We start from the raw sequence: 24,435 nt of genomic DNA, 5'->3' as shown, positions 1-24,435 counted from the left end.
TCAGCCCTCCCCGTCGAGCGCCCCGGACGGCGCCGGACGCAACGCTAGCGCCAGCAGGGGCACCACCGCGATCGCCGCCAGCAGGGTCAGCGTCGGATATCCCGCCACCCGCATGACAAACCCGCTGACCGCCGCGGCGCCCGCCCCGGCCAGCCCCATGGTCAGGTCCGACAGTCCCTGCACACCCGGCCGAACGTCGGTCGGCACCGCCTCCGACAGCAGGGTCGAGCCGGCGACCATTGTCCCCGACCAGCCCAGCCCCAACAGCACCAGGCCGAGCGAGAGCAGCGGCGTGTGGTGCCCGGCGGTGCCGGCCACCGCGCAGGCCGCCAGCAGGACGGCGATCCCACCGAGGATCACCGCGCGCCGGCCGGCCCGGTCGGTGAGCCAGCCCACCACCGGGGCGAGCGCGTACATGCCGGCGATGTGCAGGCTCAGCACCACGCCCACCACCCGCAGCACGTCCACGTCGGAGTGCGACTCGCCGAGGCGTACCGGGGTCATCGCCATCACCGCCACCATCACCAGGTGGCCGACCGCGACGGCGGCGATGCCGAGCCGGGCGGCCGGCCGGGCGACTACCACCCGCCAGGCCGCCCGCATCCCGGCCCGCGGCGCGACCGCCCCCGGCGGGCCGGCGGGCGGCACGACGCCGGCCCCGGCCGCCACGAGCCGGCGCGCGGTGAGCAGCGGGTCGGGCCGCAACAGGAGCAGCAGTACGACCGCGGCCAGCACAAACGCCACCGCGCTGAACGCGAACGGCCCGGCCAGCGGCGGCAGCCCCCAGCGGTGCGTGACCCGGTCGGCGAGGGCGGCGAAGTTCGGCGCGGCCACCGCGCCGAGGGTGGTGGCCCAGACGATCAGCGACAACTGCCGGCCCCGCCGGGCCGGTTCGGCGAGGTCCACCGCCGCGTAGCGGGCCTGGAGGTTGGCCGCGGTGCCGCCGCCGAAGAGCAGCATGCCGAGAAAGAGCAGCGGCACCCAGCCGGTCGCCGCGGCGAGCACCACCAGCACCCCGCCCACCGCGCCGGTCAGGTACGCGAGCACCAGCCCCGGCCGCCGGCCGTACCCGGTGATCACGCGGGTGACCGGGACGGCGAGCAACGCCGCGCCGACCACCGCGGCGCTCTGCGCGAGCCCGGCCACCGCCGTCCCGGCGATCCGGGCGGCGAGCAGTGCCCCGACGGCGATCCCGATGGTGACGCCGACGCCGCCGATGATCTGGGTGCCGAAGAGCAGGCGCAGGGTGCGCCGCTGGATCGGCGCGACATCCGCCGGGGCGGTCGGTGTGGTCAGGTACGCGGCCATCGAGGGGCTCCTGCGGTAAGGGGCGATGTGCTGCCCCATCCTCGCGCACACGGACCGGCCACCCCGCCAGCAGCCCGCCCGCCCCGGGCGGCCGGCGGCCCCGGCCAGCACGACTTGCGGCGTTGCGGCCCAACCGCGGGGCGGATGGCGCAGGTAGCGGCACATTCGGCCGGCCACCCGGCCAGGCCAGGCACGGCCAGGCCAGGCACGGCCAGGCCAGGCACGGCCAGGCCAGGCACGGCCAGGCCAGGCACGGCCCGGCGGGACGGCGGGGGCGGCGGAGGCGAGCAGCCGAGGACGAGTGGTCAGCGGGCGAGGGCGCGGGCGGCGACGGTGAGGTCGGCGACCAGCCCCTCGTACGCCTTGTCCTGGTCGTCGGCGCGCAGCACGGCGGACGGGTGGATGGTGGCGAGCAGCTGCGCGGCGGGGGCGTCGGCCACCTTCCCGGCACTGTCCACCGGTACCCGGGCGAAGTCCTCCGGCCGCTGCGCGGAGGCCGGCCAGGGCAGCAGCTCGCCACGCTGCCGGGTGACCCGGAACGTGGGGCCGAGCAGCGCCTTCGCGGCGGTCGCCCCGAGCACCACCACCAGCTCCGGGTGGAGCCGGGAGAACTCGGCCACCAGCCAGGGCCGGCAGGCGGTGATGTGCACCCGGTCCGGCGTCTGGTGGATCCGCCGCCTGCCGCGCAGCTCGAAGCGGAAGTGCTTCACCGCGTTGGTGAGGTAGAGGTGACCCGGGTCGATCCCGGCGTCGTCCACCGCCTTGCGCAGCAACCGCCCGGCCGGACCGACGAAGGGCAGACCCTTCTGGTCCTCCATGTCGCCGGGCTGCTCGCCGACGAAGACCACCCGGGCACCCTCGTCGCCCCGGCCGAAGACCGTCTGGGAGGCGTCCCGGTACAGCTCGCAGCCCTGGCAGCCGGCGGCGGCGGCGCGCAACTGGTCCAGGGTGTCGGCCTGTGGCGGGATGAAGTGCTGGGCACCGGGTGCGTCGGTCTGCTCGGCCATGCCGACAGTTCTACCCCGCGCGGCGGCGCGCACGCGGCGGGACCCGCCCGGCGCGGGCCAGGACCGGGTTACGCCGAGTCGGCTCCTTGTCCGCCAACGAACCCGTCGCTACATTCCTAGCTGTCGATGATTCAGGTATCGAGGCGAGGTGCACGGTGCGGCCACCCGCGACAAGGTATCGAACGATACTGATGGATACCGAAAGATGGGATCACGTTCCGTTTCGTGCCGGAGATATCGTGATCTCCTCGCCGCCGAAATGCGGGACGACGTGGACGCAGATGATCTGCGCTTTGCTGATATTCCAGACGCCCGCACTCCCCCGTGCCCTGGACGCCATATCACGCTGGCCGGATGTCCTGACCCACCGCCTCGACGATGTGCTGGCCGACCTGGAAGCGCAGCCCCATCGCCGCTTCATGAAGACCCACACCCCCCTCGACGGCCTGCCCTTCGACGACCGAATCACCTACATCTGCGTGGCCCGCGACCCGCGAGACGTCGCGATCTCCTGGGACAACCACAGCGACAACGCCGATCTCGACGTGGCGATGGCGATGCGTGCGGTCGCGGTCGGGATGGATGACATCGACCCGTCGACGCCCACCGGATTGCCGGAGCGGTCGGAGTCCGCGCGCGAGCGGTTCTGGTCGTGGATCGACAACGACGACACGCTGGTGGGCCTTCCGGCGCTGTGCCGTCACTTGTCCACATTCTGGCAGGCGAGGGACGAGCCGAATGTCCTGCTGCTCCACTACGACGACCTGAAGACCGATCTGGAAGGGCAGATGAGGGGGCTCGCGGCGCGTCTTGGCATCGAGATCCCCGAGCAGCGGTGGCCGGAGTTGCTGAACGCCGCGAGCTTTGACGCGATGCGCGCCCGCGCGGACGAGTTGGCGCCGGAGATCACGCTGTGGCGGGACCCACACCGCTTCTTCAATCGAGGCGCCAGCGGCCAGTGGCGTGACCTGCTCGACCAGGACGACCTGCGACGCTACGAAACACGCGTCCGCGAGCTCTTCGAACCGGACCTGGCCCGGTGGGTCCATCGTGGGCCGGTCATCACCTGACGCGTCACCCCCGCCCGGACGTGTGGACGGCAACTCGCCTAGATCTGGTCGGTCGGGGCGGCCGGGTGCGCCGCCCCGGGGGTCGGGTGCGCAGCACATGGCCTGGTCGCCCGTGGGCGCGGCAACCTCGTCGGTGGCAGCAGGTCGGCGGGCTCAGGCGGTGAAGCCGGCCGGACCGGTCGGGCGCACGGCAGCCGCGATCGCGTCGGCGAGGGGCCCGACCTCGGCGTCGTCCAGCGTGCTGACGGTGACCCGGACGGCCGGACCGGCCCCGATCCGGAAGAGCGCGCCCGGCGCGACGGACCAGCCGGCGTCGCGCAGCGCGGTGACCGCGACCGTCTCGTCCGGCACCGGCAGCCAGACGTTGATGCCGGTGCGGGCGTACCCGGTCAGCCCCCGGTCGGCGAGGGCGGCGAGGAGGGCGTCGCGGCGCCGGTCGTACTCCTGCCCCGCCCGGCGGACCAGCGCGGCGGTGGCCGGGTCGCGCCACAGCGACAACACGAGACGTTGCAGCACCGTGGAGACCCAACCCGCGCCGACCCGGGCCCGGCCGGCCACCCGGGCCACCGTCGCCTCGTCACCGGTCAGCACCGCCAGCCGTAGGTCGGGCCCGAGGGGTTTGCTCACCGACCGGACGAAGGCCCAGGTCGAAGTCGCCCCGGCCAGCGGGTGCAACGGGACACGGGCCAACTCGGCGGCGTGGTCGTCCTCGACGAGCAGCACGTCACGGCCGGTGAGCAACTCGCGCAACGCGGCGGCACGGCCGGCGGAGACGGCGGCGCCGGTCGGGTTCTGCGCGCGGCTGGTCACCACCAGCGCCCGTGCGCCGAGGGCCAGGGCGTCCCGCACGCCGGTCACCGTGGGGCCGTCCTCGTCCACCGGCACGCCGACCGGACGCAGGCCCGCCGCGGCCACCAGGTCGAGCAGGTTGGCCCAGCCCGGGTCCTCCACCGCCACCGCGTCGCCGGGGCGCAGGTGGGCGGCGAGGAGCCGCTCGATGCCGTCCAGCGCGCCGCCGGTGACAATGACCTCCTCGGCGGGCACACCGTCGGCGGTGAGGCGCTCCCGGGCGGCCTCGGCGAGCGCGGGAAGCACGGCGGTCGAGGCGTACCCCACGGGTGGGCCGACCTCGGTGGCGAGCGCGGCCAGATGTGGGCCGAGCGGGGGCAGCAGCCGCAGGTCGGGGTGCCCCTGCGACAGGTCGCGACTGCCCGGCGCGGGTGTCGGGCGGAGCGCGACGCGGCGGGCGGCGACCGGTGGGCAAAGCCGCACCCGGGTGCCGTGCCGGCCGGCGGTGACCACCAGGCCCCGCTGGCGCAGCTCCTGGTAGGCCCGCGCGACGGTGGCCGGGCTGACGGCCAGCGCGGCGGCGAGCGCGCGGACGGCGGGCAGCAGCTCGCCCGGCTCCAGCGCGCCGGCGCGGATGCCCGCTTCCACGCTGGCCGAAATCGCGGCGGAGGTCGCGCCGTCGATCTGATAACGTACTGCCACAGTTCGGAGATTGTACTAGAACAAAGGTGGAATGTCATGTACACCCCGACCGCGCGGACCACCGCCAGCCGCTACCGGGACCGGATGAGCTACGACCGCGCAGCGGCGCACGCGGTGCTCGACGAGGCCTACCACTGCGTACTCGGGTTCGCCGTGGACGGCGAGCCCCGGCTGCTGCCCACCCTGCACGTACGCGTCGGCGACACCCTCTACCTGCACGGCTCCACCGGCGGTCGGCCGCTGCTCGCCGCGAGGGGCGACGCCGGGCTGCCGGTGTGCGTCGCGGTCACGCTGCTCGACGGGCTGGTCTACGGCCGCTCCCAGTTCCACCACAGCGCCAACTACCGCTCGGTGGTGGCGCACGGCGTGGCGCACCTGGTCACCGGCGAGGACGAGAAGCGGAAGGTGCTGACCGCGCTGGTGGACAAGGTGGGCGCCGGGCGGAGCGCCGACAGCCGCCCACCGAGCCGTCGGGAGTTGGCCGAGACGGCGGTGCTGGCCCTGCCGTTGCGCGAGGTGTCGGTGCGGGCCCGCACCGGCGGCGTCGTGGACGAGCCGGCCGACCTCGACCTGCCGCACTGGGCCGGGGTGGTGCCGGTGCGGCTGACCGCCGGGCTGCCCGAGCCGGACGTCGGGGTGACCGCGCCGGTGCCGGCGTACCTGCGCGCGCCGGTGTCACCCTGGCGGGAGCCGGCAGAGTTGCGCGGCGCGCACGTGCTGCTGGAGCCGCTGGACCTGGCCCACGCCGACGAGCTCTTCGCCGCCACCGCCGAGCCCGAGGTCTTCGCCCACCTGGGCAACCCGCTGCCGGCCGGGCTCGCCGACATGCGGGCGATCGTCGCCACCGCGCTCGCCGCCCGGCATCGCGGCGAGCGGGTGCCGTGGGTGCAGCGCTGCGCGCGGACGGGGGCGGTGGTCGGCAGCACCTCCTACTACGAGATCGACCCGCAGCGGCGATCGGTGGCGATCGGGCACACCTGGCTGGGTCGACCCTGGTGGCGCACGGGCATCAACACCGAGGCGAAGCTGCTGCTGCTCGGCCGGGCCTTCGACGACCTGGGCGCGGTGCGGGTGGTCTGGCACACCGACATCCGCAACAGCCGCTCGCAGGCGGCCATCGAGCGGCTCGGCGCGACCCGGGAGGGCGTGCTGCGGATGCACCGGCAGCGCCCCGACGGCTCCTGGCGGGACACCGTGCAGTTCGCGATGACCGTCGACGAGTGGCCGACGGCGCGGGCCAGGCTGCGGGAGAAGCTTCGCCGGGCCGCACCGGTGGGGTGAGACGGCAGCGGTCAGCTGCCGTCGCCGCCACCCCCGCCGCCGCCGCCGATGCCCGGCCCGCCGGCGGTGCCACCGAGGCCGTAACCGGGCGCGACCGGCTGGTCCGGCGGGCGACTGACGTGCGCCGACTCGGTGATCGGAGCCGACCAGTCGGAACGGCCGGCCGCCGCCGCATGCCGGTTGATCGTCTCGCGTAGCCAGCCGTCCACGGTGGCGATCCAGTCCCGCTGCGCCGCTCCGGTGTGCCAGATCCGGAACCGGCTGACGCTCTGGTGACTGATCCCGGTCAGGGAGAGCCGGCGGTCCACCCAGAGCAGCACCTCCAGCCCCGCCGAGTTCGCCACGAAGATCACTTCCAGCTCGGTCATCGGGCCGGCGTACAACGGCGCCACCCAGTACCCGAGACGCTGGTGCACCGGCAGGGTCTGCTCCACCCCGGGCAGCCGGCCCTGCACGAGACCCGCCTGCCGCAGCACGAAACCGAGCGTGTCCAACGCGGCCAGGACATGCTGCTGGGTGGGGAGCGGGTGGACGAAGACCGGCACCATCGCCCCCCGGTCCCGCTCGGGGTCGACGGAGACCTCCGTACGCAGTCCGGTGCGCAACCCCATCAACGGCACCCCGCCGAAGATCGTCACCGGGGTCTCCCAGGGCAGCGGCACCGCGAAGTCGACCGCCCGCCGCCGCCCCGCCGGCACCACGAACCGGCCGGCGATCGGCACCTGGTGGTACTGCACCAACCGGCGCGGCGAGCCCGGATCATCGGGTTCGGCGGTGGCGACCAACCCCAGCCGGACGCGCCGGACCGGCACGTCGTCCCGACCGGCGGTGAGCACCACCCGCCCGGGTAGGCGCAGGCCGGGCCGGGTGCTGGGGTTGGTCAGGGTGGTGCGCACCGACAGTCCGATCCCGCCGGACTCCCGCGCCACCCCCGTCAACCGCATCCCGCCGCTCCCGCCGCCCCGACCCGTCGTCCTGCCGGGCCGCCGTCGTCGCGGCGCTTTCCCGCTGTCCGGCCCGGCACTCCTCGGCCGGCCACCGGGTCCCGGACGGCCCGGCACTCCTCGGCCGGCCGCCGGGTCATGGACGGCCCGGCGGCCGGTCAGGGCGGTGGACGCGGGGTCAGCGGCGGTGGACGCGGTCAGCGCAGGCGCCGCCCGCGCGGCACCGGGTCGGTCTCGTCGTCGAACTCGCCGATGACCTCCTCCAGCAGGTCCTCCAGCGCCACGAAGCCAATCGGCCGGGTCGGCCCGCCGCCGTTGCGGACCAGCGCGAGCTGGGACTGGTCGGCACGCATGGCGGCCACCGCCTCGGTGACCGTGGATCCGGCGGGCAGGGTGAAGGCCCGGCCCATCAACTCCCCGGCTGTGGCCGGGCGGCCGGTGGTGACCGCCCGCACCGCCTCCCGTACGTGGACCAGGCCGCAGACCTCCCCGGACGGGTCGAGCACGGCGAGCCGGGATCGGCCGCTGTCGCGGCTGACCTCCTCGACGCGCTCGGCGGTGTCGTCCCGGCGGACCGTGACGATCCGGTCGAACGGCTCCATCACGTCGGCGACAGTGGTGGCCTGCAACTCCAGCATGCTGGTCAGCATCTGGTGCTGCTCGGCGCCGAGCAGCCCGTGCTCCCGGGACTGCTCCAGCAGCATGCGCAGCTCGTCCGGGCCGTGTACCTGGGCGAGTTGGTCCTGCTGCTGCACGCCGACCAGTCGCAGCATCGCGTTGGCCAGCGCGTTGAGCGCCGACAGCACCGGCCGGGCAAACCGGGCGAAGGCCCGGAACGGCAGCGCCAGCAGCATCGCGGACCGCTCGGCGTCGGTGATCGCCCACGACTTCGGCGCCATCTCGCCGACCACCAGGTGCAGGAAGGTCACCAGCGCCAGGGCGAACACCAGTGCGATGAGGTGACTGGCCGCCACCGGCAGCCCGACGGCGTACAGCAGCGGGCTGAGCAGGTGCTCGATCGCCGGTTCGGCGAGCGCGCCGAGCCCCAGCGTGCACAGGGTGATGCCGAGCTGGGCACCGGCCAGCATCAGGGACAGCTCCCGGACGCCGTCCAGCGCGGCCCGGGCCGCGCGGCCCCCACCGGCGGCGAACTGCTCCAGGCGGTACCGCTTCGCCGCCACCAGCGCGAACTCGGCGGCGACGAAGAAGCCGTTGAGGGCGAGCAGCAGCACCGAGACGAACAGAGCGAGGCCGGGGCTCACGCGGCGGCCTCCCCGTCGCGGGCCGCGCCGGCCATCCGCAGCCGTACGGTGTCGGCCACGTGCCGGTCCACCGCCAGCACCTCGACCAGGGCCTTCGGCCGCTCCTGCGGCTCCTCGCCGTCGGCCGGGAGGCTGATCTCCAGCCGGTCACCGACCTCCGGCACCCGGCCCAGTTCCCGCATCACCAGGCCACTGATGGTGTCGTACTCGGGTGCTTCGGGCAGCGCGATGCCGGTGCTGTCGGCGACCTCGTCGATCCGCCACCGCGCCGGCACCACCCAGGAGCCGTCCTCCTGCCGCGCGGGCGCCCGCTCCGGTGGGTCGTCCTCGTCGCGGATCGGGCCGACCAGTTCCTCGGCGATGTCCTCCAGCGTGATCACACCGGCGAAGCCGCCGTACTCGTCGACGACGCAGGCGAGCTGCCGGTGCCCGGACCGGAGCCGGTCCAGCACCGTCGGCAGCGGCAACGTCTCGGGCACCAGCAACGGGGGTACGGCCACCGCGCTGACCGGGGTGCTCGCCCGCTTCTCCGGGGCCACCCCGAGCACGTCGGCGATGCCGACCACACCCACCAGGTCGTCCACGCCCTCCGTCCCGCGTACCGGGAAGCGGGAGTGGCCGCTGTCGAGCAGCTCCACCACCCGGCTGACCGGCTCGTGCGCCCGTACGGTGTGCACGTGGACCCGGGGCACCATGGCCTCCCCGGCGGTCAACTGCCGGAAGTCGAGCCCCCGGTCGAGCAGGGTGGACATCTCGACGTCGAGGTGGCCCCCCTCGCGGGAGTCGGCGATGATCTGCTCCAGGTCCTCCGGGGTGGCGCCGCTGGGCAGTTCCTCGATCGGCTCGATGCCGACCCGGCGCAGCAGCCGGACCGCGGCCCGGTCGAACAGCTTGATCAGCGGGCCGGCGATCTTGAGGTAGATCAGGGTGGAGCGGGCGAGCGCCCGGGCGAGGTGCTCGGCGCGGGCGAGCGCGAGGTTCTTCGGGGCCAGTTCGCCGAGGACCATCTGCACCACGGTGGCGATGATCAGGGCCAGCGCCACCGACAGCGGCAGACCGACCGAGGTGGGCACACCGGCCCCGCCGAGCAGCTCGGCCAGCCCGGCGCCCAGGTACGGCTCGGCGACGTAACCGACCAGCAGGGCGGTGACGGTGATGCCGAGCTGGGCCCCGGAGAGCATGAAGGAGAGCCGACCGGTGACCTCGAGAGCCCGGGCGGACGCCTGGTCGCCGTCGTCGGCGCGCTGCTTGAGCCGGCCGCGGTCGACGGCGACGTAGCCGAACTCCTGGGCCACGAAGTAGCCGGTGGCGGCGGTGAGAACGATGATGACGACGAGACCGACGACAATCAACACGGGCCGCTCAGGGCTCCCGGGGTCGTCGGGCCGAGGGGATGCCGGGCACGACCCGGCTGGCTACTGCTGCCCTCCTGGACAGAAGAGTCGATCATTCGGTAATTCTATCGGCGATCCCTGGAGGTTCGCTGATGGTGGGGCCGAAGCCGTCGCCGCCCGCTATCTCCTCCGGTCGGCGAGTTCGTCGGTGCCGAGCAGTTCCCGCTCGACCCGGCCGGACCGGTACGCGGCCCGGCCGATCATCTGCGCGGCGACCGGCGCGGTGGCCAGCTGGAAGATCCCGACCAGCAGGATCATGCCCAGGTCCGCCGGGGTACGCAGCCGCAACGCCAGCCCGAGCAGCAACAGCAGCACGCCGAGCGCCTGCGGCTTGGTGGCCGCGTGCATCCGGTCCAGCACGGTCGGGAAACGCACCACACCGATCCCGGCGGCGAGGCTGAGCAGGGCGCCCGCCACCAGCGCCAGCGCGCCCAGCCAGTCGAGGACGCCGGCCACGCTCACGACTCCTGCCGGACGGCGAAGCGGACCAGGGCCACCGAGCTGACGAAGCCGAGCAGCGAGACCACCACCAGCACGGGCAGGCTGGTGGCGTGCCGGTTGACCGCCGCCTCGGCCCCGACCGCGCCGATCATGGTGGCGAGCAGGAGGTCGGCGGCGATCACCCGGTCGAGCAGGGACGGGCCCCGGTACATCCGGGCCAGGGCCAGCAGCGCGGTGACCGACAGCAGCACGGTCAGCACGACGGCGAGGACGACGGTCATGTCTCGGACCTCCGGTCGGGGTCGGTGGTGAGCAGGCGCAGCTCGGCGTCGGAGCCGATCGCCCGGACGATGCGCTCCTCGACGGCGAGGACCCGGTCCCGGCTGTCGTCCAGGTCGTGCGCCCGGCGCACGTCGAGGACGTGCACGTAGAGGACGCCCTCGTCCCGGTCCACGTCGATGATCAGGGTGCCGGGTACCAGGGAGAGCAGTTCGGCGGTGAGGGCCAGGTTGAGGTCGCTGCGCACCCGCAGCCGTACCCCGATGATCGCGCCGCGGGGCCGGTAACCGGGGCGTACGGCGATCCAGGCGACGTTCACGCTGGCGCTGGCCAGCTCGACGACGAACGCCGCCACCAGCACCAGCAGCCCCCGGGGCCGCAGTCGGCCGGCGAAGGTGACCGGCGGCAGCGGGAAGAACACCAGCACCGCTACGCCGACCAGCGTCCCGCCGACCAGGTTTCCCCAGGTCACCTCGCCCCAGAGCAGGTTCCACGCGGCGATGAGCCACCCCAGGGCGATCGCCTGGTCCCGCCAGCGACCGGGCCGGGACGGGGCCGTCACGGCGGACCGCCGGGCAGCACGGCCTCCACGTAGGGGGTTCGCCGCAGCAGGTCGGACGCGGCGTCGGCGGTGACGCCGTAGAGCGGGCCGGCGGCGAGGGTGAGCACCAGCCCCAGCACCACCAGCGCGGTGGTCGCGCCGACCATCAGGTTGGGCAGCCGGACCAGCGGCTCGGCGCTGGCCAGCCGCGGTGCCCGCCAGAAGGCGATGTTCCACACCCGGGAGGCGGCGTAGAGGGTGAGCAGGCTGGTCAGCGTCCCGGCGGCGACCAGTACCCAGGCGAGCGGGCCGCCGACCGCCACCCCGGCCTGGAGCAGTCCCAGCTTGCCGAGGAAGCCGGAGAAGGGCGGGATGCCGGCCAGGTTCATCGCCGGTACGAAGAAGAGCACCGCCAGCAGCGGCGCGGCCCGGGCCAACCCGCCGAGCCGGCGCAGGTCGGTGCTGCCGGCCCGTTCCTCGACCAGACCGGCGACGAGGAAGAGGGTGGTCTGGATGGTGATGTGGTGCACCACGTAGAAGATCGCGCCGGAGAGCGCGGCGGCCGTGCTCAAGCCCACCCCGAAGATCAGGTAACCGATGTGGCTGACCAGGGTGAAGGAGAAGAGCCGCTTCATGTCCGACTGGGCCACCGCGCCGAGGACGCCGACCATCATGGTGAGGCCGGCCACCACCATGAGCAGGGTGGCGACCTCCCCGCCCGGGAACAGCAACGTCTCGGTCCGGATGATCGCGTAGACGCCGACCTTGGTGAGCAGGCCGGCGAAGACGGCGGTCACCGGGGCCGGCGCGGTCGGGTAGCTGTCCGGCAACCACGCGAAGACCGGGAAGACCGCCGCCTTGATGCCGAAGGCGAGCAGCAGCGTCAGTTGCAACCCCAGGCGTACGCCGTCGGGCAGCGCGTCGAGGCGCGCGGCGAGCTGCGCCATGTTGAGGGTGCCGGTGGCCGCGTACACCAGGGCCACCGCGATCAGGAAGATCAGCGAGGACAGGACGCTGACCAGGACGTACGTGGAGCCGCTACGGATCCGCGCCTCGGTGCCGCCGAGGGTGATCAGGACGAAGCTCGCCGCGAGCAGCATCTCGAAGCCGACGAAGAGGTTGAACAGGTCCCCGGTGAGGAAGGCGTTGGTGACGCCGGCGGTCAGCACCAGGTAGGTCGGGTGGTAGATGCTCACCGGCGCCGACTCGCTGGTTTCGCTGAGGCCCTGACCGATGGAGTACAGCAGCACGCAGAGGGTCACCGCCGAGGAGACGACCAGCATCAGGGCGGCCAACTGGTCGGCGACCAGCACGATCCCCACCGGGGCGGGCCAGCCACCCACCTGCACCACCACCGGTCCGTACCGGTAAGCCTCGACCAGCAGCAGCGCCGCCACGACCAGGTTGGCGGTGAGCGCGATCACGCTGACCGTGCGCTGCACCTGGGGCCACCTGCCGAGGACCAGCGTCAGCGCGGCGCCGAGCAGCGGCACCACCACCGGCAGCGGGACCAGCTGGGTCATGGCTGGCCTCCGGGTCCGCGCAGCCGGCGACGCGCCGGCCGGGGGTCCACCTGTTCGGGGTCGCCCGGGCCCTCCTCGCCGAGGTCGGAGCTGGCGATCTCGTTGCGTTCGGCGAGCCGGACGACCTGCCGGTCCTCCAGGTCGTCGGGCACCTCGTCGTCGCCGGTGAGGTACCAGCTCCGGTACGCCACGGCGGCCACGAACGCGGTCAACCCGAAGGTGATCACGATGGCGGTGAGGACCATCGCCTGGGGGAGCGGATCGCTGAAGTCGCCGGGCGGTCCGGTGCCCACCACCGGCGGTCCGCCGGACCGTCCGCTGAGCAGGATGAGCAGGTTCACGCCGTTGCCGAGCAGGACGACACCGAGCAGGATCCGGGTCAGGCTGCGTTCCAGCAGCAGGGTGACCCCGGTGGCGGCGAGCACGCCGACGGCGAGCACCAGCACCAGGGTGGGCCCCGCACCGTCCGCGTTCACGTCGGGTCTCCACGCTGGTCGATGACGAGGCCCCGCTCGGCTCTGCCGGTCGCCTCGATGTGCCGGTCCACCTCGGCGCCGAGGCTGCGCAGGATGTCCAGCAGCAGGCCGACCACGATCAGGTAGACGCCGACGTCGAAGAAGAGCGAGGTCACCAGGTACGGATCGCCGAGTTCCGGCAGTGGCAGGGCCACCTTGGCGCTGTCGAGCAGCACGCCGGTGGTGAGCAGGGACACCACGCCGCCGCCGACGGAGATCGCCATTCCGGCGCCGAGAACGGTGCCCGCGCCCACCGGGGCGCTCTCGGCCAGTTCGTACCGGCCGCCGGCGAGGTACCGCAGGGCCAGCGCCAGTCCTGCCACCAGGCCGCCGGCGAAGCCTCCACCGGGGGCGTTGTGGCCGGAGAAGAGCAGGAAGAGGGAGAAGAGCACGACGGTGTGGAACACCAGCCGGGTGACCACCTCGAAGACGATCGACCGGCGACGCTCGCGGAGGGTGGGTCCGCCGTGCAGCCACACCGGCCGGTCGTCGCGCCGGCGGCCGGCCGGGTCCCGGCGGGGCCGGGGGCCGGTGCGGGACCGCTCGAAGACCAGGCTGGCCACCCCGGTGGCGGCCACCACCAGCACGGAGATCTCTCCCGTGGTGTCCCAGCCCCGGATGTCAACCAGGGTCACGTTGACCACGTTGCGGCCGTACCCCTCCAGGACCGCGAGTTCGGGCAGGGCCACCGAGACCGGCGTGGCGGTGCGAGCCGCGGCGGCGACCAGGGCAAGGCCGGACAGGACCACGCCGACGGCGACCCCGACCAGTCGCCGCCCCCAGCGGCTGCGGCGTAGCGGGCGGGCGGAGAAGCGCTCCGGCAGCCGGCGCAGCACCAGCACGAAGACCGCGATGGTGGCGGTCTCCACCAGGAACTGGGTCAGCGCCAGGTCGGGCGCGCCGTGGAGCACGAAGAGCATGGCGGTGCCGTAACCGGTCACTCCGACCAGCAGCATCGCGGTGAGCCGGCGGCGGGCGCCGGCCGCGAGCACCGCCGCGACCGCGATGACCAGCGCCACCACCAGTTGCAACGGGGTGTCCCAGAGGGCGATGCGTTCCGTCCACGGGCGAGTGGCCAGCAGCGTGCCGCCGGGTACCAGCACCAGCGTGAGCAGGATGGTGCCCAGGTACACCGGCAGGGAACCGCGTTGGGTGGCGCCGGTGACCTCGACGGCCAGCCGGTCGAAACGGTGGGTGAGCCACTCGTACGCCTGGTTGCCGCCGACCGGCGAACGCAGCCGGACCAGCGCCGGGGTGAGCCGGCCGCGCATCGTGTGCAGCACCGCGCCGCCGGCCAGCGCCACCGCCGACAGGCCGAGCGCCAGGGTGGGCCCGTGCCAGAGCGCCAGTTTCTCGTGCGGTGTGCCGAAGAGTTCGGCGTACGGGCGCAGCAGCCCGTCGAGCCCGGTGGCGGTGGTGCCGGCGACCAGCCCGGCGGCGGCCAGCAGGGCCGGGGGCGCCAGCATCGGCAGCGGCGCCGGGGCGGCTTCGGTGGGCGGGACGCCGGGTCGGGTGGCGAAGGCGCCCCACAGGAACCGGATGCTGTACCCGGCGGTGAGCACCGTCCCCACCATCATGCCGGCGAGCACCAGGGGCCGGTCGGTGAGCGCGGCGAAGACGGCCTCCTTGGCGACGAAACCGAGCAACGGCGGCACCCCGGCCATCGACGCGGCGGCGAGCGTGGCCACCCCGGCGAGCACCGGCGACCGTCGGCCGAGTCCGCTGAGTTGCCGGAGGTCGCGGGTGCCGGCCTGGTGGTCGACGGCGCCGACGACGAGGAAGAGCGCCGCCTTGAACAGGGCGTGCGCCAGCAGCATGGCGACCCCGGCGAGGGCGGCGTCGGCGGTGCCGGCGCCGAGCACCACCGCCAGCAGGCCGAGTTGGCTGACCGTGCCGTACGCCAGCAGCAACTTCAGGTCACACTGTCGCAGTGCGGCCACGCCGCCGCCGACCATGGTGACCAGGCCGAGGGTGAGCACCACCGGCCGCCACGGCCCGGTGTCGGCAAGGACCGGGGCGAGCAGCCCGATCAGGTAGACGCCGGCCTTGACCATGGCGGCCGCGTGCAGGTACGCGCTGACGGGGGTGGGGGCGGCCATCGCGACCGGGAGCCAGGACTGGAACGGCATGATCGCCGACTTGGCCAGTGCCCCGGTGAGGATCAGCAGCACCGCGACGACCTGGCTGGCGCCGCCGGGCAGCGGTGTCTCGGCGATCACCGACCAGCGGTAGCTGCCGGCCTGTTCGCCGAGCACCAGGAAGCCCAGCAGCATCGCCAGGCCGCCGAGGGCGGTGACGGTCAGCGCCTGTGCGGCGGCCCACCGGCTGGACCGTCGCTCGGCGTCGTGCCCGATCAGCAGGTACGAGAAGACGGTGGTCAGCTCCCAGAAGACGAACAGCAGCAGCAGGTCGTCGGCGAGGACCAGGCCGAGCATCGCCCCGGCGAAGGCCACCAGCACCGCCACCAGTGGGGAGAGCCCGACCGTGTCCCGATCGAAGTATCGACCGCAGTAGACCAGCACGAGCGCCCCGACGCCGCCGACCAGCAGGGTCATCAGCCAGGACAGCGTCGTCATCCGCAACGCGACGTCCAGGTCGAGCTGGCCGACCCAGTGGTACGTCTCGACGACCGCGCCGCCGTCGCGGACGGCCGACGTACGGGTCAGCGCCCAGCCGAGGGCGGCGGCCGGCGCGAGCGCCAGCGGGTAGCAGGCACGCGGACCCCACCACCGCACCAGCAGCGGCGCGACGAGTGCCGCCGCCACGTGGAGGAGCAGCAGTACGAGCACGCGTCCTCCCCGTCGAGCTGGCGGCGCGCGCCGGGTCGGAATGTCCCGGCCAGCACTGATCACACGCCAGTTCACCGGGTTGCGGGCGGTTTTACCGAAATCTGGCCATTGCGTCGTGAGTGGTGGTGGTCCGGATGTCGGCGGAGGCTAGGGGACTTGAGTACACATCCGGATCAGGTGACCACGCGCGGGCTGCCGCCGGGCCGCGTCGGCGAGCCGCACGGCTGGCGACGTCCCGTGCCGAGAGGGCAGCCGGTCGGTGGCGGGTCGGCCGGGCGAGCGGCGGGTGGACGTGGCGGGCGCGCGTGGCCGGCAGGGCACACCGCGGTCCCGCCTGGACGGGACGGATCGCCGCACCCGCCCGGGACGGCGAAAGGCGCGGCGGCCGGGATCGGGACAGCCGGCCGGGACCCGGGTCAGCGCAGGACGACGTCGCCGGCCGGCACGGCCGGCTCCCGGTCCCAGCGGGCCTCGACCAGCAGGTCCGGACGGCCGAGCTGACGGACGACCTTGTTGACCACCCGCTGGGCGGCGGTGAGGGAACGCACCGAGAGCAGGTTGCCGCGGCTCTCCCGGCGCAGCACGAAGTAGTGCACCGCGGCCCGCACCTGGGCCCGGTCGGCGGCGCTGGCCTGGGCGGTGGAGACGACCAGCTCACGCAGGGTACGGGCGAGATGCTCGGCGAGCTCCAGCTCGGCGCCGCGCAGACCGCTCCGGACGGCGGCGAGATGGCTGTCGACCTTGCGGATGAGCACATCGGTGCCGGATCTCAGGCCGTGCTGCTCGACGGTCATCCGATCCCCCTCTGCCCGACGCCACGCTGCAGTGAAGTTACTTTATGTTGCGCTCCGCTAGCAACCAGTTATCTAGGACTTAACGGTCTCGTGCCTGGTCTGCCCAATAAGAACGGCCACTGCCCAGAAGAGCGTCCGGGCCGGAGGGGATGTCACACCGGCGAGGCAGGATGGAGGCATGACCGATCAGGCGGACGGGGCAACCGGGCTCGGGGTGCTGGCCGAGTTCGGCGCGGCGACCCGGGAGTGGTTCCGCGCCGCCTTCGCCGCGCCCACCGCCGCCCAGACCGGCGCCTGGCGTTCGATCTCCGCCGGCCGCCATGCGTTGGTCGTCGCCCCGACCGGATCCGGCAAGACCCTGGCCGCCTTCCTCTGGTCGCTGGACCGGCTGGCCCGCCAACCGGCGCCGGCCGAGGCCCGGCACCGCTGCCGGGTGCTCTACGTCAGCCCGCTCAAGGCCCTCGCGGTCGACGTCGAGCGCAACCTGCGGGCTCCCCTCGCGGGCATCCGGCAGGCCGCCACCCGGCTGGGCGTCGTCCCGCCCGAGATCACCGTCGGCATGCGCACCGGCGACACCCCCGCCGACGAGCGCCGCGCCTTCGCCCGCACCCCGCCGGACATCCTGATCACCACCCCGGAGTCGCTCTTCCTGCTGCTCACCTCAGCCGCCCGTGACTCCCTGCGCGGCGTCGAGACGGTGATCGTCGACGAGGTGCACGCGGTGGCCGGCACCAAGCGCGGCGCCCACCTGGCGCTCTCCCTGGAACGCCTCGACGAGCTGCTGGACCGTCCCGCGCAGCGGATCGGCCTGTCCGCCACCATCCGGCCGATCGACGCCTGCGCCCGCTTCCTGGGCGGTGCCCGCCCGGTCGACGTGGTGCAACCGGCCACCGCCAAGACGATCGAGGTGAGCGTCCAGGTCCCGGTGGAGGACATGACCCGCCTCGACGAGCAGGAGCCGCCCGGGGACGACCTGGGCGGCCCCGGCGTGCGGCGCGCCTCGATCTGGCCGGCCGTCGAGGAGCGGGTCTTCTCACTGGTTCGGGCGCACCGCTCGACCATCGTCTTCACCAACTCCCGGCGCAGCGCGGAACGGCTCTGCGCGCGCCTCAACGAACTGGCCGCCGAGGAGCTCGCCGGCGCGGGCGGAGAGGGGGTGGCGCGGCGGGGCGAAGCGGTCGAGCCGTCGCGGGCCGACCGGCCGCCGGCGGAGGTGATGGCGCAGTCCGGCGCGGCGGCCGGCGCGGCTCCGGTGATCGCCCGGGCCCACCACGGCAGCGTCTCCCGCGAGGAACGCAAGCACATCGAGGAGGCCCTCAAGTCCGGGCAACTGCCCGCCGTGGTCGCCACCTCCAGCCTGGAGCTCGGCATCGACATGGGCGCGGTCGACCTGGTGGTGCAGATCGAGGCGCCGCCCAGCGTCGCCGCCGGCCTGCAACGCGTCGGCCGGGCCGGGCACCAGGTCGGCGCGGTGTCCCGGGGCGTGGTCTTCCCCAAGCACCGGGGCGACCTGCTTTCCTGCGCGGTGGTCGCCGAACGGATGGCCACCGGGGCCATCGAGGAACTGCACTACCCGCGCAACCCGCTGGACGTCCTGGCCCAGCAGATCGTCGCCATGGTGGCCCTCGAACCGTGGCAGGTCGACGACCTGGCCGCGCTGGTCCGCCGCGCCGCCCCCTTCGCCGAGCTGCCCGACTCGGCGCTGCACGCCGTGCTCGACATGCTGTCGGGGCGCTACCCGTCGACCGCCTTCGCCGAGCTGCGGCCCCGCCTGGTCTGGGACCGCGTCGCCGACGTGCTCACCGGCCGACCCGGCGCCCAGCGCCTCGCCGTCACCAGCGGCGGCACCATCCCCGACCGGGGCCTGTTCGGGGTCTTCCTGGCCGGCGCGGAACGCGCCGCCCGGGTCGGCGAACTGGACGAGGAGATGGTCTACGAGTCCCGGGTCGGCGACGTCTTCCTGCTCGGCTCCTCGTCCTGGCGGATCGAGGAGATCACCCCCGATCGGGTGCTGGTCTCCCCCGCCCCGGGCCAGGCCGCCCGGATGCCGTTCTGGAAGGGCGACCAACTCGGCCGGCCGGTGGAGCTGGGTCGGGCCATCGGCGCCCGGGTCCGCGCCCTGCTGCGCCACGGCGACGACGAGGCCATCGCCGCGCTGCGCGCCGGCGGCCTGGACGACTGGGCCGCCGGCAACCTGCTGGCGTACCTGCGCGAGCAGCAGGCCGCCACCCGGTCCCTGCCCGACGACCGCACGGTGGTGGTCGAGCGGTTCCGCGACGAGCTGGGCGACTGGCGGCTCGCCGTGCACAGTGTGCTCGGCGCGCGCGTCAACGGGCCGTGGGCACTGGCGATCGGTCGCCGGCTCGCCGAGCGGTACGGCGTGGACGCCCAGGTGATGCCGTCGGACGACGGGATCGTGGTGCGGTTGCCGGACACCGCCGACACCCCGCCCGGCGCGGACGTGGTGGTCTTCGACGCCGACGAGATAGGCCAGCTGGTCGAGGACTCGGTCGGCACCTCCGCGCTGTTCGCGTCCCGGTTCCGCGAGTGCGCGGCCCGGTCCCTGCTGCTGCCCCGCCGCGACCCGCGCCGCCGCCAGCCGCTCTGGCAGCAGCGCCAACGCGCCGCCCAACTGCTCGACGTCGCCCGCGAGTACGCCGACTTCCCGGTCACCCTGGAAGCCGCCCGGGAGTGCCTCCAGGACGTCTTCGACCAGCCCGCCCTCACCCAGCACATGCGCGATCTGGCCGCCCGCCGGGTGCGTCTGGTCGAGGTGGAGACCGAACGCCCCTCGCCGTTTGCCCGTTCGTTGCTCTTCGGGTATGTCGGCGCGTTCCTGTACGAGGGCGACGCGCCCCTGGCGGAACGGCGGGCCGCCGCGCTGGCGCTGGACTCCGCCCTGCTCGGCGAGCTGCTCGGCCGGGTCGACCTGCGGGAACTTCTCGACCCGGCGGTGCTCACCGAGACGGAGCGGCAGTTGCGCTGGCGCACCGAGCAGCGCCGCCCCCGCGACGCCGAGGACGTCGTCGAGCTGCTCCGGGTCGTCGGCGACCTCACCGAGGCGGAGCTGGCCGAGCGGGCCGTGCCGACGGCGTGGCTCACCGAGCTGACGGCGGCCCGCCGGGTGTTGCGGGTACGGATCGCCGGGGAGGAACGCTGGATCGTCGTCGAGGACGCCGCCCGGCTGCGCGACGCGCTCGGCGTGGCGCTGCCCGTCGGGGTCGCCGAGGCGTACCTCGTCCCGGTGGCCGACCCGCTCGGCGACCTGGTCGCCCGGTATGCCCGGACCCACGGGCCGTTCGCCGCGGCGACCTGCGCCGCCCGGTTCGGGCTCGGCGTGTACGTGGTCGAGCAGGCGCTGCGTCGGCTCGCCGCCACCGGCCGGGTGGTTTCCGGCGAGTTCGCGCCGGACACCGTCGGCACCCAGTGGTGCGACGCCGAGGTGCTGCGGCTGCTGCGCCGGCGCAGTCTGGCCGCGCTGCGGCGGGAGATCGAGCCGGTGCCGCCACGAGCGCTCGCGGCGTTCCTGCCCCGCTGGCAGCAGGTCGGCTCGTCAGCCCGGGGGGTGGCGGCGCTGGCCGCCGCCGTCGAGCAACTACAGGGAGCGACGGTGCCGGCGTCCGCCCTGGAACGGCTCGTCCTGCCCGCCCGGGTGGCGGACTACTCCCCCGCCCAGCTCGACGAGCTCTGCGCCAGCGGAGAGGTGCTCTGGGCCGGCGCCGGCGCGATCTCCGGCGGGGACGGCTGGGTCACCCTGGCGTACGCGGACGCCGCCGGGCTGCTGCTGCCCCCGGTGGACGAGGCGCTGGCCCTCACCCCGCTGCACCGCGCGGTGCTCGACGCGCTCGGCGACGGGCAGGCGCTGTTCTTCCGCGCCCTGTCGGACCGGGTGGGCGGCCCCGACGACGCGGCGCTGATCGCCGCCGTGTGGGACCTGGTCTGGGCCGGCCACCTCACCAACGACACGCTCGCTCCGCTGCGGGCGGTGCTCGGCGGCGGCGGGGCGCACCGGTCCCGGCCGTCGGCCCCGCGTACCCGGCACCGCCGTCCCGGCCGGGTGGCGCTGCCCAGCCGCGGTGGCCCGCTAACCGTGGCCGGTCGCTGGTCCCGCCTGCCGGAGCGGGACACCGACCCGACCCGACGGGCCGCCGCCCTGGCCGACCTGCTGTTGGATCGGCACGGGGTGGTGACCCGCGGCGCGGTGGTCGCCGAGCAGGTGACCGGCGGGTTCGCCGCGGTCTACCCGGTGCTGTCCGCGCTGGAGGAACGCGGGGCGGCCCGACGGGGCTACTTCGTGGAGGGGCTGGGCGCGGCCCAGTTCGCCGTCCCCGGGGCGGTGGACCGGATCCGGGCCCTCGCCGACCCGACCGGCGGAGGGCGCGGCCGGGGCGGCGCGACGCTGGTGCTCGCCGCCACCGATCCGGCCAACCCGTACGGCGCCGCGCTGCCGTGGCCGGAGCGGGTGGTCGACTCGGGCGACGGGGCCGTCCCGACGGGCGGGCACCGGGCCGGCCGCAAGGCCGGCGCGCTGGTGGTGTTGGTCGGCGGTGACCTGGTGCTCTACGTGGAGCGGGGCGGGCGGACCCTCCTCTCCTTCACCGACGACGCCGACACGGTGGCCGCCGCCGGCAAGGCGCTGGCCGACGCGGTGCACTCGGGGGCGCTCGGGGCGATGTCGGTGGAACGCGCCGACGGCGAGGCGGTGCACTCCTCCCCGCTGCGCGACGCGCTCACCGCCGCCGGTTTCCGGGCCACCCCGCGTGGGCTGCGACTGCGGGGCTGACCTGCGGGGTCGCGGCGGGCATTCCCGGGCGTGCCTGGTCCCGCCCGGTTGGGGCGGGCTGCCGGCTCAGCCCAGCTTGGCGAGGACGTCGTTGTAGCGTTTGCGTTGTGCCTCGCCGGTCTTGGTGCCGGCGTAGCTGAGCACCACGGCCCCCGCCCGGTAGGCGTCGGCGCCCCAGACGTCGGTCTGGTTGCTCGCGTACGCCTCGTCGGGGAAGACGTACACCGTCACCGCGTCGGTGACCAGCAGTTCGGCGCAGCCGAGGCCGGCCCCGTCGGGCCCACAGTCGGCGCTGCGGTCGCGCAGGTTCGTCACCTTCAGCCCGGCAGCCTTGAACGCGTCGACGACGGCGCGCGCTGCCGGCGCGTCCGCGTCCCGCTTCGGCATCGTGAACGGCGGGGTCGACGGGCTCTCCCCCGGGATCCGGGGCGCCCTGCCGGTGGGCGCGGCCTGCTGCGGCGCGTCGGGCGGGGCCGCCTGGGTGGTGGGCGCGGGCTTCGCGGAGCCGTCGGCCCACGAGGGATCGCCGGGCTTGGGATCGTCGCCACAGCCGGAGAGGGCGAGGGCGGTCAGGAGTCCGGCGACGGTCAGAGCACGAGGGTGTTTCTTCACTCGGGCAGTTTGCCGGGTGAACGGCCGGCCCGTCACCCCACGGTCGGCCATGGTGCCTGCTGGCGCGCAGCGCCGCGAAGGTCTCGGCGTCGGCCCGGACGGCGGGACGAGCCGGCGTGGGTCGTGCCGACGTACGGAATCCGGCCTAGCCTTCGGGGATGACCCCGACCGCCTGGATCTCCCTGACCACCGACTACGGACTCGGCGACGGGTTCGTGGCCGCCTGCCACGGGGTGATCGCCCGGCTGGCCCCGGCGGTGCGGGTGATCGACGTGACCCACCTGGTGGCACCGGCCGACGTCCGGCGCGGCGCGGCGGTGCTCGCCCAGACCGTGCCGTTCCTGCCGTACGGCGTGCATGTCGGGGTGGTGGACCCGGGGGTGGGCACCGCGCGGCGCGGGGTCGCCCTGGTCACCCCGGGCGGGCTGCTGGTCGGGCCGGACAACGGCCTGCTGCTGCCGGCCGCCGCCGCGCTGGGCGGCGTGACCGAGGCGGTGGAGCTGGCCAACCCGGACTGGCTGGCGCCGCAGGTGTCGCCCACCTTCCACGGCCGGGACGTCTTCGCCCCGGTGGCGGCCCGGCTCGCGCTGGGCGCGACGGCGGTCGAGGCCGGGCCGGCGGTCGACCCGACAACCCTGGTACGCCTGCCCGAGCCGGTCCTGCGCCGCGAGGCAGACGGGTTCGCCGCCGAGGTGCTCACCGTCGACCACTTCGGCAACGTGCAGCTCGCCGCCGGGGCCGGCCTGCTCGACGCGCTGCCCGGCGAGCCGCGCGTCGCCGGTCGTCCCGCCGTACGCGGACGCACCTTCGGTGACGCGCCCCACGGCGCGCTGGTGCTCTACGTGGACTCCGCCGGTCTGGTGGCGGTGGCGGTCAACCGGGGTCGGGCGGTGGACCTGCTCGGGGTCACCCCGGGTGACCTGGTTCGGGTGACCGGTACGGGCGGTTGACCGGCGTCGGCGAGCAGGCCGGTCGAGCGGGCACCGGAACCGGCGACGACGGCGGCCCTGGGGGCCGTTGGCCTCGGCCGAACCGGGCGATCGCGGGGACCGACCACCCCTGCCGTGGCCTCGTCCCATGTGGAAAGCTTGCTCCCCGTGGGTGAGCTCTGGGTTCCTGCGGTCTGTCCCTGCTGCGCGTCCCGGACCGGTGGGGGCACCTGCCCGGTCTGTTTCTGGACCGACGACGGGCAGGGCGACGCCGACGCCGAAGATGTGCGCGGTGGGCCGAACGGTGAGTTGAGCCTGACCCACGCCCGCCTGAACTTCGCCGTGTACGGCGCCAGCCACCCCCGCTACCAGGACATGGTCCGCCCACCGCGCCCCGACGAGCGCCCCTGACCTGCCACGACCGGTCCGGGGAGCACGGCGGCCGGGGCGGTCAGCAGGGTGGTACGGCGCCGCCGTAGACGGCGGAGAGGTAGGCGTGGCTGACGTACTGGCCGCTGGCCAGCCGGTGCCACCGGTTGGTGGTCCGGTACGGCCCGCTGACCGTCTGACCGGTCACGTAGCACTGGATCGGCACCTGGGCGTACGTGGCGGCGAGCCCGCGCACGGCGTACCCGGTGCCGGCCCCGCCGCGTACGTTGAGCGGGCCGGAGCCGACCACGCCGCGCAGGCCGTCGGCGGTCCACAGGTACGTCGTGTCGACCCAGGCGTTGTCGGTCAGGCGGAGCCCGTCCCAGAAGGTGCCGTCGGCGAGGTCGATGCCGGCGGGGTTGAGCACCACGCGGCCGAACTCGTCCCGTCCGCCGTGGTAGCCGTTCTGGTAGGCGGCCTGCGCCTCGGGGAGCCCCTGCGGCAGGTCCTTCCAGTTCTCCCGTACCGCGCTGGGGTTCCAGTGGTCGTCCCGGGTGTTCCACGGCCCGACGTCCCACACCGGGGCGTACGCGCAGCGACCACCGCCGACGGTGCACACCCGCACGGTGTAGTCGCCGGAGTTGGGCGGGGCGAGACCACGTCGGCTGGGCAGCGCCACGAAGTGGTCCCTGGGCTGGATGATCCGGCCGTTGGCGGTCTGGTCGCCGACCAGACCGATCCGGGTGGCGAAGACCCGGTAGGTGAGCGGGGTGGCGGCGAGCCGCGGGGCCGGGGCGGCGGTGTGGTCGGCGGTGAGCGTGACGGCGCGTACCCCGACCGTGGCCCGCGTGTCCGGGGCGGCGAGCAGCACGCGCGCCTGCACCCGGGTGACCGGGCGGTCGAGGACCGCGCCGGTGGAGACGTCGTGCCACTCGGTCCAGCCGGTGGCCCGCCAGCCCCGGGCCTGGACCTGCACCGTCCCACCCCGGGTGGTCTCGGCGGTGACCTCGGCGCGGACTCGGGTGGCCGGGCGGGTGAGCACGCGCGGCACACCGAGCAGCGTCCCCTCGGCGACCGGGCCACCGCCGGCGGCGGGGCGGGTG

The 24,435-nt window shown here is 74.6% G+C and carries 20 protein-coding genes; 5 read left to right on the top strand and 15 right to left on the bottom strand.

Translation table 11 applies throughout. From position 1 onward, the window contains the following. Together E1165_RS11710 and E1165_RS11700 are read right to left on the bottom strand one after the other, a co-directional pair. The gene (locus E1165_RS11710; protein WP_132390701.1) at nt 1-1,347 is read right to left on the bottom strand and encodes an MFS transporter; all 1,347 of its coding nucleotides are present in this window, start codon (nt 1,345-1,347) and stop codon (nt 1-3) included. Nucleotides 1,348-1,613: 266 nt separating this feature from the next. Beyond that, the gene (locus E1165_RS11700; RefSeq protein WP_132390667.1) at nt 1,614-2,315 is read right to left on the bottom strand and encodes a UdgX family uracil-DNA binding protein; all 702 of its coding nucleotides are present in this window, start codon (nt 2,313-2,315) and stop codon (nt 1,614-1,616) included. Nucleotides 2,316-2,506: 191 nt separating this feature from the next. Here E1165_RS11700 and E1165_RS11695 point away from each other — a divergent pair, with 191 nt between their 5' ends. Continuing rightward, nucleotides 2,507-3,385 (top strand): sulfotransferase domain-containing protein, encoded by an 879-nt coding sequence (locus E1165_RS11695; protein WP_132390665.1) that lies wholly within the window; start codon nt 2,507-2,509, stop codon nt 3,383-3,385. A gap of 153 nt (nt 3,386-3,538) precedes the next feature. Here E1165_RS11695 and E1165_RS11690 read toward each other — a convergent pair whose 3' ends face one another. Further along, the gene (locus tag E1165_RS11690) at nt 3,539-4,876 is read right to left on the bottom strand and encodes an aminotransferase class I/II-fold pyridoxal phosphate-dependent enzyme (RefSeq protein ID WP_132390663.1); all 1,338 of its coding nucleotides are present in this window, start codon (nt 4,874-4,876) and stop codon (nt 3,539-3,541) included. 36 nt (nt 4,877-4,912) lie between these two features. Between E1165_RS11690 and E1165_RS11685 the strand changes: the two genes are divergently transcribed. Further along, a complete protein-coding gene (locus tag E1165_RS11685) occupies nt 4,913-6,157 on the top strand; it encodes a bifunctional pyridoxamine 5'-phosphate oxidase family protein/GNAT family N-acetyltransferase (RefSeq protein ID WP_132390661.1) in 1,245 nt (414 codons plus the stop codon). A gap of 11 nt (nt 6,158-6,168) precedes the next feature. On the opposite strand, the gene E1165_RS11680 is transcribed toward E1165_RS11685, so the two are convergent. From E1165_RS11680 to E1165_RS11635, 10 genes are all read right to left on the bottom strand, one after another. Continuing rightward, nucleotides 6,169-7,101 carry a sporulation protein gene (locus E1165_RS11680; RefSeq protein ID WP_132390659.1) on the bottom strand — a complete coding sequence of 311 codons (933 nt, stop codon included), beginning with the start codon at nt 7,099-7,101 and terminating at the stop codon, nt 6,169-6,171. A 197-nt stretch (nt 7,102-7,298) separates the two neighbouring features. Beyond that, nucleotides 7,299-8,363, bottom strand: a complete 1,065-nt coding sequence (locus E1165_RS11675; RefSeq protein ID WP_132390657.1) for a hemolysin family protein — start codon at nt 8,361-8,363, stop codon at nt 7,299-7,301. Beyond that, the gene (locus tag E1165_RS11670; protein ID WP_132390655.1) at nt 8,360-9,718 is read right to left on the bottom strand and encodes a hemolysin family protein; all 1,359 of its coding nucleotides are present in this window, start codon (nt 9,716-9,718) and stop codon (nt 8,360-8,362) included. The genes E1165_RS11675 and E1165_RS11670 overlap by 4 nt, the downstream gene beginning before the upstream one ends. Before the next feature lie 159 nt (nt 9,719-9,877). Beyond that, entirely contained in the window at nt 9,878-10,213 is a 336-nt protein-coding gene (gene mnhG, locus E1165_RS11665) for a monovalent cation/H(+) antiporter subunit G (RefSeq protein ID WP_132390653.1), read from the bottom strand. Nucleotides 10,214-10,215: 2 nt separating this feature from the next. Further along, on the bottom strand, nt 10,216-10,479 hold the full coding sequence (locus E1165_RS11660; protein ID WP_132390651.1) for a monovalent cation/H+ antiporter complex subunit F: 264 nt from the start codon (nt 10,477-10,479) through the stop codon (nt 10,216-10,218). Next, nucleotides 10,476-11,039 (bottom strand): Na+/H+ antiporter subunit E, encoded by a 564-nt coding sequence (locus tag E1165_RS11655; RefSeq protein ID WP_132390649.1) that lies wholly within the window; start codon nt 11,037-11,039, stop codon nt 10,476-10,478. The genes E1165_RS11660 and E1165_RS11655 overlap by 4 nt, the downstream gene beginning before the upstream one ends. Next, nucleotides 11,036-12,541 carry a Na+/H+ antiporter subunit D gene (locus E1165_RS11650; protein ID WP_132390647.1) on the bottom strand — a complete coding sequence of 502 codons (1,506 nt, stop codon included), beginning with the start codon at nt 12,539-12,541 and terminating at the stop codon, nt 11,036-11,038. The genes E1165_RS11655 and E1165_RS11650 overlap by 4 nt, the downstream gene beginning before the upstream one ends. Continuing rightward, a complete protein-coding gene (locus E1165_RS11645) occupies nt 12,538-13,017 on the bottom strand; it encodes a Na(+)/H(+) antiporter subunit C (protein WP_132390645.1) in 480 nt (159 codons plus the stop codon). The genes E1165_RS11650 and E1165_RS11645 overlap by 4 nt, the downstream gene beginning before the upstream one ends. Continuing rightward, nucleotides 13,014-15,845 (bottom strand): Na+/H+ antiporter subunit A, encoded by a 2,832-nt coding sequence (locus E1165_RS11640; protein ID WP_132390643.1) that lies wholly within the window; start codon nt 15,843-15,845, stop codon nt 13,014-13,016. Before E1165_RS11640 ends, E1165_RS11645 begins: the two co-directional genes overlap by 4 nt. A 416-nt stretch (nt 15,846-16,261) precedes the next feature. Further along, nucleotides 16,262-16,639: a hypothetical protein gene (locus tag E1165_RS11635; RefSeq protein ID WP_132390641.1), complete on the bottom strand. Its 378-nt coding sequence runs from the start codon at nt 16,637-16,639 to the stop codon at nt 16,262-16,264. A gap of 178 nt (nt 16,640-16,817) precedes the next feature. On the opposite strand from E1165_RS11635, the gene E1165_RS11630 reads away from it, so the two are divergent. Further along, nucleotides 16,818-21,422, top strand: coding sequence for an ATP-dependent helicase (locus E1165_RS11630; protein ID WP_132390639.1), 4,605 nt, complete (start codon nt 16,818-16,820; stop codon nt 21,420-21,422). A gap of 66 nt (nt 21,423-21,488) precedes the next feature. On the opposite strand, the gene E1165_RS28935 is transcribed toward E1165_RS11630, so the two are convergent. Continuing rightward, nucleotides 21,489-22,034: a hypothetical protein gene (locus E1165_RS28935; protein ID WP_165945199.1), complete on the bottom strand. Its 546-nt coding sequence runs from the start codon at nt 22,032-22,034 to the stop codon at nt 21,489-21,491. A 158-nt stretch (nt 22,035-22,192) separates the two neighbouring features. Here E1165_RS28935 and E1165_RS11615 point away from each other — a divergent pair, with 158 nt between their 5' ends. After that, the gene (locus tag E1165_RS11615; protein ID WP_132390634.1) at nt 22,193-22,984 is read left to right on the top strand and encodes an S-adenosyl-l-methionine hydroxide adenosyltransferase family protein; all 792 of its coding nucleotides are present in this window, start codon (nt 22,193-22,195) and stop codon (nt 22,982-22,984) included. A 147-nt stretch (nt 22,985-23,131) separates the two neighbouring features. Beyond that, nucleotides 23,132-23,374 (top strand): CPCC family cysteine-rich protein, encoded by a 243-nt coding sequence (locus tag E1165_RS11610; RefSeq protein WP_132390632.1) that lies wholly within the window; start codon nt 23,132-23,134, stop codon nt 23,372-23,374. Nucleotides 23,375-23,414: 40 nt separating this feature from the next. Here the strand turns inward: E1165_RS11610 and E1165_RS29885 are convergent. After that, a partial coding sequence (locus E1165_RS29885) for a hypothetical protein (RefSeq protein WP_132390630.1) occupies nt 23,415-24,435 on the bottom strand: 1,021 nt, incomplete at its 5' end.

It is taken from the genome of Micromonospora sp. KC723, from assembly GCF_004348595.1.
Taxonomy (GTDB): Bacteria; Actinomycetota; Actinomycetes; order Mycobacteriales; family Micromonosporaceae; genus Micromonospora.
This window is presented reverse-complemented; position numbering and strand designations above follow the sequence as displayed.